The 15,830-nt window shown below is 70.4% G+C and carries 14 protein-coding genes; 10 read left to right on the top strand and 4 right to left on the bottom strand.

Annotated elements, in window-relative coordinates:
* Positions 1-14 precede the first annotated feature (14 nt).
* Positions 15-1,355, bottom strand: coding sequence for a 6-phospho-beta-glucosidase (locus ABZ348_RS32165; RefSeq protein WP_358939109.1), 1,341 nt, complete (start codon positions 1,353-1,355; stop codon positions 15-17).
* A gap of 301 nt (positions 1,356-1,656) precedes the next feature.
* Between ABZ348_RS32165 and ABZ348_RS32160 the strand changes: the two genes are divergently transcribed.
* On the top strand, positions 1,657-2,487 hold the full coding sequence (locus ABZ348_RS32160; RefSeq protein WP_358939107.1) for a hypothetical protein: 831 nt from the start codon (positions 1,657-1,659) through the stop codon (positions 2,485-2,487).
* Positions 2,488-2,563: 76 nt separating this feature from the next.
* On the opposite strand, the gene meaB is transcribed toward ABZ348_RS32160, so the two are convergent.
* The 3 genes from meaB to ABZ348_RS32145 are packed head-to-tail and all read right to left on the bottom strand — an operon-like array spanning position 2,564 to position 7,684.
* Positions 2,564-3,553 (bottom strand): methylmalonyl Co-A mutase-associated GTPase MeaB, encoded by a 990-nt coding sequence (gene meaB, locus ABZ348_RS32155; protein WP_358939105.1) that lies wholly within the window; start codon positions 3,551-3,553, stop codon positions 2,564-2,566.
* Positions 3,554-3,566: 13 nt separating this feature from the next.
* Positions 3,567-5,765: a methylmalonyl-CoA mutase gene (scpA, locus tag ABZ348_RS32150; protein WP_358939103.1), complete on the bottom strand. Its 2,199-nt coding sequence runs from the start codon at positions 5,763-5,765 to the stop codon at positions 3,567-3,569.
* Positions 5,765-7,684, bottom strand: coding sequence for a methylmalonyl-CoA mutase family protein (locus tag ABZ348_RS32145; protein ID WP_358939101.1), 1,920 nt, complete (start codon positions 7,682-7,684; stop codon positions 5,765-5,767). Before ABZ348_RS32145 ends, scpA begins: the two co-directional genes overlap by 1 nt.
* Before the next feature lie 212 nt (positions 7,685-7,896).
* On the opposite strand from ABZ348_RS32145, the gene ABZ348_RS32140 reads away from it, so the two are divergent.
* The 9 genes from ABZ348_RS32140 to ABZ348_RS32100 all read left to right on the top strand — a co-directional run bounded on the left by ABZ348_RS32140 (position 7,897) and on the right by ABZ348_RS32100 (position 15,596).
* On the top strand, positions 7,897-8,286 hold the full coding sequence (locus ABZ348_RS32140; protein WP_358939099.1) for a VOC family protein: 390 nt from the start codon (positions 7,897-7,899) through the stop codon (positions 8,284-8,286).
* 202 nt (positions 8,287-8,488) lie between these two features.
* The gene (locus ABZ348_RS32135; RefSeq protein ID WP_358939098.1) at positions 8,489-9,283 is read left to right on the top strand and encodes a carbon-nitrogen hydrolase family protein; all 795 of its coding nucleotides are present in this window, start codon (positions 8,489-8,491) and stop codon (positions 9,281-9,283) included.
* A gap of 169 nt (positions 9,284-9,452) precedes the next feature.
* Positions 9,453-10,091 (top strand): DUF6629 family protein, encoded by a 639-nt coding sequence (locus tag ABZ348_RS32130; protein WP_358939096.1) that lies wholly within the window; start codon positions 9,453-9,455, stop codon positions 10,089-10,091.
* A 162-nt stretch (positions 10,092-10,253) separates the two neighbouring features.
* Positions 10,254-10,424 (top strand): hypothetical protein, encoded by a 171-nt coding sequence (locus ABZ348_RS32125; protein WP_358939094.1) that lies wholly within the window; start codon positions 10,254-10,256, stop codon positions 10,422-10,424.
* 56 nt (positions 10,425-10,480) lie between these two features.
* Positions 10,481-10,741 carry a WhiB family transcriptional regulator gene (locus ABZ348_RS32120; protein WP_358939180.1) on the top strand — a complete coding sequence of 87 codons (261 nt, stop codon included), beginning with the start codon at positions 10,481-10,483 and terminating at the stop codon, positions 10,739-10,741.
* 101 nt (positions 10,742-10,842) lie between these two features.
* The gene (locus ABZ348_RS32115; protein WP_358939093.1) at positions 10,843-11,151 is read left to right on the top strand and encodes a hypothetical protein; all 309 of its coding nucleotides are present in this window, start codon (positions 10,843-10,845) and stop codon (positions 11,149-11,151) included.
* A 93-nt stretch (positions 11,152-11,244) separates the two neighbouring features.
* Complete coding sequence (locus tag ABZ348_RS32110) at positions 11,245-11,631, top strand: hypothetical protein (RefSeq protein ID WP_358939091.1); 387 nt, start codon at positions 11,245-11,247, stop codon at positions 11,629-11,631.
* Positions 11,632-11,694: 63 nt separating this feature from the next.
* Positions 11,695-13,089 (top strand): NADP-dependent succinic semialdehyde dehydrogenase, encoded by a 1,395-nt coding sequence (locus tag ABZ348_RS32105; RefSeq protein ID WP_358939089.1) that lies wholly within the window; start codon positions 11,695-11,697, stop codon positions 13,087-13,089.
* Between the two features lie 110 nt (positions 13,090-13,199).
* Positions 13,200-15,596 (top strand): phosphoketolase family protein, encoded by a 2,397-nt coding sequence (locus ABZ348_RS32100; RefSeq protein WP_358939087.1) that lies wholly within the window; start codon positions 13,200-13,202, stop codon positions 15,594-15,596.
* Positions 15,597-15,830 lie beyond the last annotated feature (234 nt).

Here is a 15,830-nt window from a genome sequence, read left to right as displayed (position 1 = left end):
TCGGGGGAGGTGCCTCAGCGCAGATAGGCCAGACCCGGATGGGCCGCGGCGTAGTTCGTGAACAGCCGGCGCGCGACCGTGACCGAGTCGACCAACGGATGTACGGCGAACGCCTTCACGGCCCGCGCCGCCGAACCGCTCTCGGCCGCGGCCAGCACCTCCCGCTCAGCGGCCTTCACCGCACGCACCAGTCCCGTGGCGTCGTCGGGCAGCGGTGCGGTGACCACCGGGTGGGCACCGTTCGCATCGACGAAGCACGGCACCTCGACCACCGCGTCCCCGTCCAGCGCGTCCAGCGCCCCCCGGTTGCGGACGTTGAGGATCAGCGAGGTGCGTTGGTGGTGGGCGATGGCCCGCATTAGCGCCAGTGCCACCTGCTCGTAGCCGCCCGACTCCAGGTTCTCGGCGTCCCGTTCCCCCGCCCCCGCCGCTTCGCGATTGTGCGCCATGTAGGTCGCCTCCCGCTCCGCCCGGGTGCGGTCCCACTGTTCCCAGGCTCCGGCCGGTGACTGCGCCATCCGGTCGTAGAACCGGGCCTGCTGTTGCTGGAGGAAGGCGCCGCGGGTCTGGTCCGCCTCGCGATAGGCCCGGACCGCCTCGCGGTTGAAGTAGTAGTAGTGCAGATACTCATTGGGGATCGAACCTAGCGACCCTAGCCACTCCGCTCCGAAGAGCTTGCCCTCCTCGAAGGAACCCAACAGCGCCGGGTCCCCGAGGAGCCGGGGCAGTTCGTCGCGGCCGTCGATCCACACTCCGCGCAGCCATCCCAGGTGGTTCAGGCCCGCGTAGTCGAACCAGGCGCGGTCCGGGTCCACCCCCAGCACCCGTGCGACCCGGCGCCCCAGACCCACCGGGGAGTCGCAGATGCCGATGACCCTCTCGCCCAACTCCCGCGCCATGGCCTCGGTGACCAGCCCGGCCGGGTTGGTGAAGTTGATGACCCAGGCGTCGGGAGCCCAGCGGGCCACGCGGCGGGCGATCTCCCGGGCCACGGGAACGGTCCGCAGACCGTAGGCGATGCCGCCCGCGCCCACGGTCTCCTGCCCCAGCACCCCTTCGGCCAGCGCGATGCGTTCGTCGGCGGCCCGACCGTCGAGGCCGCCCACCCGGATCGCGGAGAACACGAAGTCGGCGCCCCGCAGGGCGTCGTCGAGATCGGTCGTGACGGACACGGTCGGTGCGTCCGGTACGCCCTCGGCCTGGTCCGCGAGGACGCGTGCGATGGCGGTGAGCCTGTCGCCGTCCACGTCGTGCAGTACGACGTCGGTGACCCGCCCCTCGGCGCGGTCGCCCAGCAGCGCGGAGTACACCAGCGGAAGCCGGAAGCCTCCGCCGCCCAGGACCGTGAGCCTCATCCCTCAGCCACCTTCACTTCCTCGCCCGGTGTGCGCCGTGTCGGCAACTCCGGGGGCGTGCCGTTGTCGGACGCACGTTACCCGTCCGTTCCGATCGGTTCCGGCCACCGGGCGGGCCGGACACCGCGGCCTCGACGTCGACGCGGGCCCGTCCCCGGGCGTCAGGGCCTGCGCCGAGCCGCTCGTCCACGGCCGGTCGGGACGGAATCGACCACCCGCCGAGGTGCAAGTTAGGCTTACCTAACTACACTGGCGCTCCGTCGTCGCACCGCATCGACGACACCACTCAGGAGAGATGAACATGGAGCATCGGACCGCACGCGCGCCCGACCTCGGCAAACCGCACCTGACCCTGCTCGCCCCGCCGCGGGTCGACCTCGCTCCCACCCCCGCGCTCCGAAGCGTCCATGGGGAACTCCGTGCGGTGGAGACGGCCGACGTCCTGGACGACGGAAGCCGGTTCGAGGGTGCGCGCAGCGGGATCGGCTCCAACGTCCGCGCCCTCCTCTTCGACACCTGGGTGCACGACTTTCTCACCCGTCACCCCGCCGGAACCGTCGTCGACGTCGGGGACGGGCTTGCAGCCCGGTTCGAACGACTCGACAACGGGACGGTCAACTGGTTCGACCTCGCCCCTGCCGCAACCCCGCAACCCACCTTCCACGGCGGGTCCGAGCGCAGGCGCACCCTTGCCACCTCCGTCACCGACCCCGCGTGGCTCGACGTCGTGCATCGGAGCCCGGGCCCGTACTTCGTGGTCGCCGAAGCCGCACTGATGTCCCTCGACGAGGCCGACGTGCGGAGCGTGATCAGCATGATCGTGGAGCGGCTGCCCGGGGCGTACCTCGCGCTGGACACCGCCTCCAGTTGGCTGGTTGACGACCAGGACGGCCACGAGGTGCTGGGCAAGGCTGCCGCGCAGCCGCGGTGGCGCTGTGACGACCCCACCCGAGTGGCGCAGTGGTACCCGGGCCTCACCCTGAGACAGAGTTGCACCTTCGCACGGCTGCCCGCCGCCGTCAGCCGTCGCATCTCCCAACCCCAACGCGGGATGCTCAGCGCCATGGCGGCGGTGATGCGCCGTCAGATCCAGGGCTACCGCTTCAATCTCTATCAGCTCGGGACGCCATGAGCCGACCGGGTGCACGCACAACGGCAGGGGGTGGGCCGCACCCCACCCCCTGCCCGCTCCATCCAGTGCCTGCTCGCTACCGGGGCTGCTGGAAGGCGTCCAGGATACGCTCCGCCGCGAGGGTCGCCGTCAACCGCCCGTCCCGGAGCCCCTGTTCCACCTCGGGAGTCAGGGCCCGTACCTGCGGATGGCTGCGCAGCCGATCGGTCAACGCGTCGTGCACCATGGACCAGGCCCAGTCGACCTGCTGATCGCGGCGCTTCGCGGCCAATCGTTCCGTCGAGTCCAACAGCGCCCGGTGCTGCTCGATCCGCTCCCACACGGTGTCCAGGCCCATGGATTCACGGGCGCTGCACGACAACACCGGGGGAGTCCACGCCGCATCCACGGGATGCATCAACCGCAGTGCACCGGCGAGCTCCCGGGCCGCGGCGCGGGCATCGCGCTCGTGCGGACCGTCCGCCTTGTTGACCGCGATCACATCGGCCAACTCCAGGACGCCCTTCTTGATGCCTTGGAGCTGGTCGCCCGTCCGCGCCAGGGTGAGCAGGAGGAAGGTGTCCACCATGTTGGCGACCGCCGTCTCCGACTGGCCCACTCCAACGGTCTCCACCAGGACGATGTCGTACCCCGCTGCCTCCATCACCAAGATGGTCTCGCGGGTCGCCTTCGCCACCCCACCGAGCGTCCCCGCCGTGGGGGAGGGGCGGACGAACGCAGCGGGGTCCGTCGCCAATCGCTCCATCCGCGTCTTGTCACCGAGGATGGACCCGCCCGTCCGGCTGGAGGACGGATCGACCGCGAGCACCGCGACCCGGTGGCCGAGGCCCGTGAGCATGGTGCCCAAGGCATCGATGAACGTGGACTTGCCCACGCCCGGAACTCCGCTGATGCCCACGCGCCGAGCCGACCCGGCGTACGGCAACAATGCCGTCAGCAACTGCTGTGCCAACGCGCGGTGATCGGCCCGGGTGGACTCCACCAGGGTGATGGCCCGGGCGATGTAGGCCCGGGACCCCTCCCGTACCCCTGTCACATACCTGTCGACGTCGATCGTCGGTCGCACGGGGGGCACTGACTCACACCTCGTGGCCGAGTGCGGCGGCCAACGTCTGCAACAGGTCGTATGCGGCGTCCGGAATCACGGTGCCCGGTGGGAAGACGGCGGCGGCACCCGCCTCGTGCAGGGTCGGCACGTCCTGCGGAGGGATCACACCGCCCACCACGATCATGATGTCCTCACGGCCCTCCGCGGCCAACTGCTCCCGCAGCGCGGGCACCAGCGTCAGATGCCCCGCGGCCAGCGAGGACACTCCCACGATGTGGACGTCAGCCTCCACCGCCTGCCGTGCCACCTCGGCCGGAGTCTGAAACAGCGGACCGACGTCGACGTCGAAACCGAGGTCCGCGAAGGCCGTGGCGATCACCTTCTGCCCGCGGTCGTGGCCGTCCTGACCCATCTTGGCCACGAGGATGCGCGGTCGCCGGCCCTCGGCATCCTCGAACGCCGCCACCGCGGCCCGGGTGCGCTCCACGGCCGGGGACTCTCCTGCCTCGTTGCGGTACACACCGGAAATGGTACGGATCTGTCCCGAGTGGCGCCCGTACACCTTCTCCAGGGCGTCCGAGATCTCGCCCACCGTCGCCTTCGCACGGGCTGCGGACACCGCGAGCGCCAGGAGGTTGCCCTCAAGGCCCGGGCCCGCACCGCGCGCCGCCGCCTCGGTCAGTGCCCGCAGACTGTCCTGGCACACCGCCTCGTCGCGCTCGGCGCGCAGCCGCCGCAGCTTCGCGATCTGCTGGGTGCGCACCGACGAGTTGTCGACCTTGAGGACGTCGATCTGCTCGTCGGTCTCCACGCGGTACTTGTTCACACCGATGACGGGCTGCCGCCCCGAGTCGATCCGTGCCTGCGTGCGGGCCGCGGCCTCTTCGACCCGGAGCTTCGGAATGCCGGCGTCGATTGCCTGCGCCATCCCTCCGGCCGCCTCGACCTCTTCGATGTGCTGCCAGGCACGCCGCGCGAGGTCATGGGTCAACCGCTCCACATAGGCGCTGCCGCCCCACGGGTCGATGACCCGGCAGGTGCCCGACTCCTGCTGGAGCAGCAACTGCGTGTTGCGCGCGATCCGCGCGGAGAAGTCGGTCGGCAGGGCCAAGGCCTCGTCGAGCGCGTTGGTGTGCAGCGACTGGGTGTGCCCCTGGGTCGCGGCCATCGCCTCCACACAGGTGCGCGTGACGTTGTTGAACACGTCCTGCGCCGTGAGCGACCAGCCCGAGGTCTGCGAGTGCGTCCGCAGCGAGAGCGACTTGGGGTTCTGCGGATCGAACGTCTTCACCAGCTTCGCCCACAACAACCGCGCCGCCCGCAGCTTGGCGACCTCCATGAAGAAGTTCATCCCGATCGCCCAGAAGAACGACAGCCGCGGTGCGAACGCGTCGACGTCCAGACCCGCGCCCTTGCCCGCCCGGAGGTACTCCATGCCGTCCGCCAGGGTGTACGCCAACTCAAGGTCGGCCGTCGCCCCGGCCTCCTGGATGTGGTAGCCCGAGATCGAGATGGAGTTGTACCGCGGCATCTTCTGTGAGGTGTACGAGAAGATGTCCGAAATGATGCGCATGGACGGCTGCGGCGGATAGATGTAGGTGTTGCGGACCATGAACTCCTTGAGGATGTCGTTCTGAATGGTCCCGGCCAGCTTCTCCGGCGGTACGCCCTGTTCCTCCGCCGCGACGATGTAGAGCGCGAGGACGGGCAGCACGGCGCCGTTCATCGTCATCGACACGCTCATCCGGTCCAACGGAATGCCGTCGAAGAGCTGCCGCATGTCGAAGATCGAGTCGATCGCAACGCCCGCCATGCCGACGTCACCGGTCACCCGCGGATGATCGCTGTCATAGCCGCGGTGCGTCGGCAGGTCGAAGGCGACCGAAAGCCCCTTCTGCCCCGCCGCGAGATTGCGCCGGTAGAAGGCGTTGGACTCCTCGGCGGTGGAGAAACCGGCGTACTGACGGATCGTCCAGGGCTGGTTGACATACATCGTCGGATAGGGGCCGCGCAGATAGGGCGCGATCCCCGGATAGGTGTGGAGGAAGTCCACCCCCGCCAAGTCCCGCCCGCTGTACAGCGATTGAACCGGAATGCCCTCCGGCGTCTCCCACACCAGCTCGGAAGCGTCCTTGCCGATGGTCTCCTTGACGGCGGTGCGCCACTGGTCCTGCGAGGCCGCGGAGCTCGGGGTCCCCAGGTCGATCCCGGTGAAGTCCGGAATGCTCATCACGCCACTCCCATCCGGTCGAGTGCGCAGGTGAGGACAGCGACGGCGTCGCCGCCCGCGAAGACGAACTCGTCGACGCCTGCTTGGAGATGTGCCTCACGCAACTCCCCGGGCCGTCCGGCGAGATAGACCCACTGCGCTCCGGCGGCCTTCAGCGCCCCGGCGACCGGAGCGGCCTGCTCGGCGTACAGGGCATCAGTGGAACAGATGCAGGCGAGCTCGGCCCCGCTGGCGGCGAACGCCGCTGCCACGTCAGACGCATCGACCGAAACCGGATCGTGGACCGGCTCGATACCACCGGCCTGGAAGAGGTTGGTGGCGAACGCCGCTCGCGCCGTGTGGGCGGAGGCCGGGCCGAGGGCGGCGATGAACACCCGGGGGCGCGCTCCCGTCCGCTCGGCATGGGCGTCCGAGCGTGCGCGCAACTCCTCGAAGTCCACGTCACGACGCACGCGCGGCAGGCCACCGGTCCGCCCGGTCGGCGCGGGATCACGTCGTACGGGCGTCTCGGCGAGCAGCGGGAACTCGCTGACGCCCGTGATCGGCTCCTTGCGCCGGGCGATCTTCGTGCGACGTGCCTGCCAGGTCTCGGAGATCCGCTCCTCGATCAGCCGGCTGCGCAGTCCGGCGAGCAGACCGCCCGCGCCCTCGATCTCCTGGAACCACTCCCAGGCCGCCCGGGCGAGCTCATCCGTGAGCTGCTCCACGTACCAGGAGCCGCCGGCCGGGTCGATGACCCGTCCGATGTGCGACTCCTCGATGAGGATCGTGGAGGTGTTGCGTGCGATCCGCCGGGCAAACGCGTCCGGGAGTCCGAGCGCGTGGTCGAAGGGGAGCACGGTGACGGCATCCGCACCGCCGACGCCCGCGGCGAGGGAGGCGACCGTGCTCCGCAACATGTTGACCCACGGGTCACGGCGGGTCATCATCACCGGCGATATCACGGCGTGCTGCCGCTGGGCTCCGGCCGCAGGCGCACCGCTGGCCTCGGCGATCCTGGCCCAAGTGCGCCGGGCCGCCCGCAGTTTGGCGATGGTCAGGAACTGGTCGGCGGTGGCCGCATAGCGGAACTCCAACTGCCCCAACGCCGCGTCGACGCTCAGCCCGGCCGCGGTCAACTCCCGCAGGACCGCCACGCCCGCCGCGAGGGAGCAGCCCAGCTCCTGGCCGGCCGATGCGCCCGCCTCGTGATAGGGCAACGCGTCCACCGCGAGCGTCCGCAGTCCGGGGTACTGCTCCCGGCACTCCTGGGCGAGTCGCGCCGCTGCGGCAAGGGCGTCGGGCACCTCGTCGTGAGCGCCCGTACGGGCGGAGTGCCCGAGGGGGTCGGCACCCAGATTGCCCCGGACCTCGGTCGGCGGTGTGCCCCGTTCCGCGTGGATGCGGAGCAGTTCGCGGCCGGCGGCCTCGAAGTCCGCCCCGGCGTCCAGCACGATCGGTGCGAGGTCCAGATAGACGCCGTCCAGCACCCGGTCGAGTGCGTCCAGGGGGATGCCGCCGTCGCCCACGGTGAGCCAGAGCGAGGTGACCCCGTTCTCCAGGTCAGCGAGAACGGCCTCGTTGGTCCGAGCCGGGTCGGGGTGGTCGTGCCGCTGGCGGACGTCCCAGCCGGCGAGGGCGTTGCCTTCGACGCGCCCGCCGCGGGTGAAGGGCGCGAAACCCGGGAACCCCCCGCCGCCCGCGTCGATGCCCGATGCGTCCTTCGTACAGACCGCTGTGTCCGCTGTGTCCGCCGTGTAGAGGGGACGGGTGGCGAGCCCGTCCTCCAGGGCTGTGGACAGCGCTTCCTCAGCTGCCGACTCCGGAACGTCCTTGCCCGTTTTCCTGAGGACACCGGCGACAAGCCGCTGCCACTGCTCGTGGGAGGGGTTCGGGAATTCGGCGGCCAGCGAGAACCCGTCATCGGGGAGGACCGTCATGCTCGGATGCTAGGACAAGGACACAGCGGGGCAGCAGGGGCACGGACTGTGACCTTGCACTCTCTGTGAGGACTTGATCCTCTTCGTCTCATGGACTACTCCGTCCGAGCTATAGCGGTTGTGGAGGCGGCGGGGCAAGGGGCGAGCCGCTCTCTGTCCGAGGGGGCGGGGAAGTCGGGGCATGCGGGCCCACCGGGACGGTCGTACGGTGGATGGACCTGTCACCGAGGGAAGGCCGTCCCGTCATGGCCGGTGAGATCTCCTTCTTCGAACTGGGCGTGGCCGACGCCGACAAGGCCCGCTCCTTCTACCGTGAGCTGTTCGGGTGGTCCTTCACTCCGGGGCCCGGCGGGGGCGGCTATGCGATCGAAACCCCCAACGTCGCCGGTGGGGTCCACAGCGGGGATCCACGGGCCGCCCCCTACCTCTTCTTCCGGGTCGCCGACATGACGGCCGCACGGGAGCGGGTGATCGCGCTCGGCGGCAGCGTCGACGACTTCGATCTGGGCGAGGACGAGGCCACGGTCGAATGCTTCGGCCGGTTCACCTTCTGCCGTGACGACCAGGGCTCGCCGTTCGGGCTCCACGAGCCACCGTCGTGAGCGGGCGCTCCCGCTGATCGCGCCCGGCATGGGCAGCCCGGAACCGGCCGATATGCGGATGGGCCGGTTCCAGACTTGTGCGTACCGACGAGCGAACGCCCTTGAGGGGTGAGCATCGCCAGGCGGCCCGCCGCGGGGATACCGTGCATGGCGCCCCCGGTGACCGGTCCGCCGACGCCGCTCCCCATCACGAGGACACCGCATGCGCATCGCCCTGAGCCAGATCACCACCGGCCCCGACCCGGAGCGCAACCTCGACGTCGTACGGGACGAGGCACACCGTGCGGCGGAGGCCGGTGCGCGGCTCATCGCCTTCCCGGAAGCGACGATGGCGTGCTTCGGCACCCGGCTCGCGCCGCTGGCCCAGCCGCTCGACGGCCCCTGGGCGGATCGGGTCCGACAGATCGCGCAGGACGCGGGCCTGGTCGTCGTAGCCGGGATGTTCACCCCCGCCCCGGACGGAAAGGTGACGAACACACTGCTGGCCACGGGGCCGGGCGTCGAAGCGGCATACGACAAGATCCATCTCTATGACGCCTTCGGATTCCTGGAGTCCGCCACGGTCGCCGCCGGTTCGGACGTGGTGACGATCGATGTGGAAGATGTCCGCGTCGGCCTGGCCACCTGCTACGACGTGCGGTTCCCCGAGCTGTTCCGAGCGCACGCCGATGCCGGCGCCGTCCTCACCGTGCTGCCGGCCTCCTGGGGAGCCGGCCCCGGCAAGCGCGAGCAGTGGGAACTGCTGGTGCGCGCGAGGGCACTCGACGCCACGGTGTGGTTGGCGGCCGTTGACCAGGCCGACCCGGGTGCATCGGGCCTGGCGGTCGCACCCAAGACCCCGGCGGGGATCGGATACAGCACGGTCGTCGGGCCGGACGGGACGGTACGCGAGCGGCTCGAAGCGGCCCCGGGGCTGCTGGTGGCGGATCTGGACCTCTCGGAGGTGGAGACCGTGCGCAAGGCGGTCCCCGTACTGGCCAACCGTCGACTGGGTTGACCGGGGGACGCATCCGGCCGAGCTGGCGCGTCGGCGATGGCCAGCGGCTCCCCACCCGGTGCACGGAGGAGTACGGACGACCCGTTTGGGATATGGCTGAATCCATCGTGTTGCGTGGATCTTCTCTGTGTTCGGGTTCCTGTAGTTCTCTTCGGTCCGGGGTGAGCCCATGTGCTGGAGTGCCACGGCGGACCTCGTTGCGGGCACGACCATCGGCGCCATCGGGGTGTACTGCGTCGTACGGGTGCGCACCCCGAGGGAACTGCCGCTCGCCGCGCTGCCGCTGTTGTTGGGCGCCCATCAGGTCGTGGAATCCGTCGTCTGGCGGCACGGCGGCGGCACCGGATGGGCCACCCTCACCTGGGCGGTGATCGCCCTGCCCCTGCTGCCGCTGTGGGTGTCCATCGGCGTCCTCCTGGTCACTCCGGGCACTGCCCGGCCACGACTGCTGATCCCCCTGGTGGCGGGGGTGGTGACCACAGGTGTGCTCTGCCATGCACTCGCCACCCGTACGGTGGTGGCCGAGATCAGGGGAAACCGGGTCGGCTACCTTCTGGATCTCCCCCAACCCCTCCTGGTCGTCGCCGGCTATCTCCTGGCGACGGTCGGTGCCCTGCTGCTGAGTGGTGATCCGATCCTTCGGCTGCTGGGGATCCTCACCGGTGCGGGCGCCGTGGTGTGCGTCGTGTTGTGGCGCACCGAGTTCGTCTCCACCTGGTGTGCGCTGGCCGCGATCGTGTCGGTCGTCCTGTTGGTGTGGGTGCGCAACGGGTCGCGTCGGGCCGGCGTTCCGCGGGGGGCCTTCTGAGGGCGCGGTGCCCGGGCGGGCCCGTCGTTCGGTAGGGCCAGCGGCCCGGTCGCCCCCCACCAGCGGTGGATTCGGGGAATTCGGCGTTCTTCGTGACTCCTGGGGCAGACGGGTATCCGAAGCGTCGGCGAGGCGCCGGCGACCGACGACCGAGGAGGATCGATGCCGAGTGGCAGTGTCCACGTCCTGCACCGGCCCGGTGAGCGAAAGGCAGGGGACGGGGAGCGGATACGCACCTGTGTCCCGGCGCGCGTCGAGCGCCCCGCGGACCGCCCGGATCACGCCGTCCCGGACGCCGAAGCCGAGACCCATGTCGTCCGGGGCGAGGACTGATTCCCATGCGCCAGCCCCCGCGCTTTCGAGCCGTCACACCGGACGGTCCCCACACGATGGAATGGCAGCGCGAGGCCGCCTGCGCGAGTGAGGACCCCGAGCTGTTCTTCCCGATCACCGGACTGGGGCCCGAGGCCGAGCAGGTGGACCGGGCCAAGGCGATCTGCGCCCGCTGCCCGGTGGCCGTCGCCTGCTACGACTGGGCCAGAAGCACCGGCCAGCGCAGCGGCGTCTGGGGCGGGGTGAACGCCACCCAGCGCCGTTCCGTCAGCTACGACGGTCCTCGCGAACGCATTCAGGGCGCGGGAGTGGGCTGAAGCCCCTGACCGAGCCGAGCACCCCCGGCGCAACCCTCGGTCCCCACGCAGGCCGGTAGGGGCGTTGAACAGCCCCCAGTCACCCATCAGGAGTCACCACCATGAGCGACCGACAAGGGCCAGACCCCGACCAGGAGCAGGAGCAGCCCGTGCCCAGGGACCTGCCCGATCAGCAGGTGCACGAGGACGACCCGCTGGACCTGCCACCGCCCGGCCCCTCCGAGGAGTCCTCCCCGTCAGACGGCGACAAGGGCTCCGAATCGGGCGGGGACGGTCGGGACGATGCGCCCGGGCAGCGCCCGTCCGACGACGAACTACCCGAAGCGGACCAGGCGGGGGCCGGGCGCGGTGAACCGCGCAGCGGTTCCGTCCACCCCGAGCAGCCCGTTCCCGACGAGCCGTCCGGCTGATCGCGACCACGGGTCAGGGCCCGCCCGACTCGCAGCTTGACCCCGGGCGGGCGAACCTTTGAGTGACACCCCTCAGGGAGAGCGAGGAACACGGTGAACCACACCGAACAGACCGGCTCACCGGTCGAGGTGACCATCAGCGGCTGCGCCACGGAGGACGCCAACACCGTCTTTCGCCTCCTGGCGCAGTCCTATGCGTCCGACCGCGCCGCCGACGAACACGCGGAGCACGTCTCCGAGGGGCACACCACCGTGTGGACGGGAACCTTCGACGTCACGGCCGCGCCCAGGACCACCGCCACACCCCTCACCCTCAGCGCACCCGTCGAGGCCGAGCTCCAGGGCGGCTACTGGGCGGTCGACCGCATGAGGGAGACCCTCGCCGAGGCATTCCACGTCAAGGACGAGGGCACGGCCGCCGGGGATCAGGAGAAGGACGTGCAGTTGCGCCTGGAGAGCCGCGCACCGGCGTCCCGCTGACATCACCCGTACGCCCCAGCCGCCCGCGGTGATCAGCCCGGCGGCAGCACAGGAGAGGCCATCATGCCCATCGCCACCGTCAACCCGGCCACCGGCGAGACCCTCAAGACGTTCGAGGCCCACGGCCCCGACGAGATCGAGCGGCGCATCACCCTCGCCCGGGCGGCATTCGACGAGCAGCGGTCCCTGGACTTCGACACACGCGCCCGGCTGCTCAACCGCGCCGCCGCACTGTTGGACGAGGACCGGGAACACATCGCGCGCACCATGACCGTCGAGATGGGCAAACCGATCGCAGCAGCCCGCGCGGAAGCGGCGAAGTGCGCCAAGGCGATGCGTTGGTACGCGCGACACGCCGAGGAACTCCTCGCCGACGAGCACCCCTCGGCCGAGGACGCCGATGACGCCGGGGCGGCCCGGGTGACCGTGCGGTACCGACCGCTCGGCGTGGTGCTGGCCGTCATGCCCTGGAACTTCCCCCTCTGGCAGGTCGTGCGCTTCGCCGCCCCTGCCCTGATGGCCGGAAACACGGGGTTGCTCAAGCACGCGTCGAACGTTCCCCAGACCGCGCTCTACCTCGATGACCTCTTCCACCGCGGGGGCTGGCCGCGCGGATGTTTCCAGACGCTGCTGGTGGGCGCGGGTGCGGTGGAGGGCGTGCTGCGCGATCCGCGGATCGCCGCGGCCACCCTGACGGGCAGTGAGCCGGCCGGCCGCTCGGTCGCGGCGATCGCCGGCGACGAGGTGAAGAAGACCGTCCTGGAACTCGGCGGCAGCGACCCCTTCGTCGTGATGTCCTCGGCCTCCGTCGAGGAGGCAGCGGACACCGCCGTCACGGCCCGGGTCCAGAACAACGGCCAGTCCTGCATCGCGGCCAAGCGGTTCATCGTGCACACCGACGTCCACGATGCGTTCCTCGAACGGTTCACCGAGGGGATGCGCAAGCTGACCGTCGGCGATCCGCTGGAGGAAGGCGTACAGATCGGGCCGCTGGCCTTGGAAGCCGGGCGCTCCGACGTGGAGGAACTGGTGGACGACGCACTGGCCCACGGTGCGACGGCGGCGTGCGGCGGACGTCGCCCCAGCGGTCTGGACCGCGGTTGGTTCTACGAACCGACGGTCCTCACCGGTGTGAACCCCTCGATGCGCATCCACCGGGAAGAGGCGTTCGGCCCCGTGGCCACGGTCTATCGGGTGGCCGATCTCGACGAGGCGGTCGCACTCGCCAACGACACGCCGTTCGGTCTCAGCTCCAACGTCTGGACCCGCGACGAGGGGGAGACGGCACGCTTCGCCCGTGACCTAGAAGCCGGAGGCGTCTTCTTCAACGGGATGACCGCCTCCCATCCCGCCCTGCCCTTCGGCGGTGTCAAGCGATCCGGCTACGGCCGGGAGCTGTCCGCGCACGGCATCCGGGAGTTCTGCAACGTCACCACCCTCTGGTACGGCAAGCAGTAGTCGGCGGGGGCATGCACCCACCGACCATCGACGCAGGCCGCGGGCGCACGCGGCTTTGCCGACCCGCATCGGCGGCCTCGCAGCTCGACCGTGAAGGAGAGAGGACCCCCATGACCGACGCCCCTACCGTGGTCGGCGCCCCGGGCCGGCTCGGGGACACCGAACTCGCGGCCCTCGACGCGCACTGGCGTGCCGCGAACTACCTCTCCGCCGGTCAGATTTACCTCCAGGCCAACCCTCTGCTCGAAGAACCCCTCACCCCCGAGCACATCAAGCCGCGCCTCCTGGGCCACTGGGGCACGTCGCCCGGCCTCAACCTCGTGTACACCCACCTCAACCGGGTCATCAGGGCGCGGGGAACGCAGGCCCTCTGCGTCTGGGGTCCGGGACACGGAGGCCCCGCGGTCCTCGCCGGTTCCTGGCTGGAGGGCACCTACACGGACACCTATCCCGACGTGACGCGCGACCGGGACGGGATGCAGAAGCTGTTCCGCCAGTTCTCCTTCCCCGGCGGCGTGCCCAGCCACGTGGCACCCGAGACACCGGGATCGATCCACGAGGGCGGCGAACTGGGCTACTCGCTCGCCCATGCCTTCGGCGCGGCCTTCGACCATCCGCATCTGCTCGTCGCCTGCGTCATCGGCGACGGGGAGGCGGAGACGGGTCCGCTCGCGGCGTCCTGGCACTCCAACAAGTTCCTCGACCCGGTGCACGACGGCGCCGTACTGCCCGTGCTCCACCTCAACGGCTACAAGATCGCCAACCCGACGGTGCTCGCCCGGCTCCCCGAACCCGAACTCGACGCCCTGCTGCGCGGCTACGGGTACGAGCCCATCGCCGTGACCGGTGACGAACCCGCTGCCGTACACCGTGCGATGGCGCTGGCCATGGACACCGCCCTCGACCGCATCGAGACCATTCAGCGCGCCGCCCGCAGGGACGGCGTGCGCGAACGGCCGACCTGGCCCGTCGTGGTTCTGCGCACGCCCAAGGGGTGGACCGGTCCGCGGTCGATCGACGGCACGCCCGTCGAAGGGACCTGGCGCTCCCACCAGGTACCGCTCTCCGAAGTCCGCGAGAACCCCGACCACCTGCGGCAGTTGGAGGCGTGGCTGCGTTCCTACCGCCCCGAAGAACTCTTCGATGCGGAGGGGCGCCCCGTACCCCGGGTCCTGTCGTGCGTACCGAGCGGCAGCCGGCGACTGGGGGCGGTGCCCTACGCCAACGGAGGGCTCCTCCTGCGTGAACTGCCCGTGCCCGACCTGGCCCCGTACGCGGTCGACGTCGACGAGGAACGCCGGGGCGACACCCTGCACGAGCCGACCCGGGTGCTCGGCGGGCTGCTCGCCGCCGTGATGGAACGGACTGCGCGGCGCCGGGACTTCAGGGTCGTCGGACCGGACGAGACCGCATCGAACCGTCTCGAAGCCCTCTACGACGTCACCGCCAAGGCCTGGCAGGAACGGACGCTCCCCACCGACGAGCACCTCTCACCCGACGGACGGGTGATGGAGGTCCTCTCCGAGCACCTGTGCCAAGGCTGGTTGGAGGGCTATCTCCTCACCGGTCGACACGGCCTCTTCTCGTCCTACGAGGCGTTCGCCCACATCGTCGACTCCATGGTGAACCAGCACATCAAATGGCTGCGGACCTCCCGCAGACTGCCCTGGCGGCGTCCCATCGCCTCGCTCAACTACCTGTTGACGTCGCACGTCTGGCGGCAGGACCACAACGGCTTCTCCCACCAGGACCCGGGGTTCGTCGACCACGTCCTCAACAAGAGCCCCGAGGTCGTACGGGTCTACCTCCCGCCGGACGCCAACACACTGCTCTCGGTGGCCGACCACGTCCTGCGCAGCCGGGACTACGTCAATGTGATCGTCGCCGGGAAGCAGCCCTGCAACGACTGGCTCACCCTGGACGAGGCCCGCGCCCACTGCGCCAGGGGCGCGGGAACCTGGCCCTGGGCCGGTACGGAGGTGGCCGGCCGGGAGCCGGACGTGGTGCTCGCCTGCGCCGGTGACGTACCCACGCAGGAGACCCTGGCCGCGGCGCAACTGCTGCGCGAGCACGCGCCGGAACTCGCCGTGCGCGTGGTCAACGTGGTGGACATGGCACGGCTCCTCCCGCACGGCGAGCACCCCCACGGGATGACCGACGCGGAGTACGACACGCTGTTCACGCGCGACAAGCCGGTGATCTTCGCCTACCACGGGTACCCCTGGCTGATCCACCGGCTGGCGTACCGCCGCTCGGGCCACGCCCACCTCCACGTCCGCGGCTACAAGGAGGAGGGCACCACCACGACCCCCTTCGACATGGTGGTCCGCAATGATCTGGACCGGTATCGCCTGGTGATGGACGTGGTCGACCGGGTGCCGGGGCTGGGCGCGCGGGCCGCCGTGCTGCGCCAGGCGATGGCCGATGTCCGCAGCCGGCACGCCGACTGGATCCGACGGTACGGTACGGACCTTCCGGAGGTCGTCGACTGGCGCTGGCACGACTGAGCTGGAGGGAACAAGACGGCTGCTGACCTTCGATGTGCCCGGCACGGGCGGGCACATCGGGCGTTGCGGGCGGGAGCGACGGCGCGTCGATCACCCACGGGAAACGGCCGGCCCGAAGGCCGGCCGTGGGGGAGTGCTCTCTAGTGTGATGCGCCTGAAATCCCCAGTGTTAGACCTGCTTGGTTGTGTGGTGGTCGGGCCTGACCTTGGCGAGGTAGTCGGCGAGGGAGTGGA

It is taken from the genome of Streptomyces sp. NPDC005963 (genome assembly GCF_040638655.1).
In the GTDB taxonomy this organism is placed as follows: Bacteria; Actinomycetota; Actinomycetes; order Streptomycetales; family Streptomycetaceae; genus Streptomyces.
This window is presented reverse-complemented; position numbering and strand designations above follow the sequence as displayed.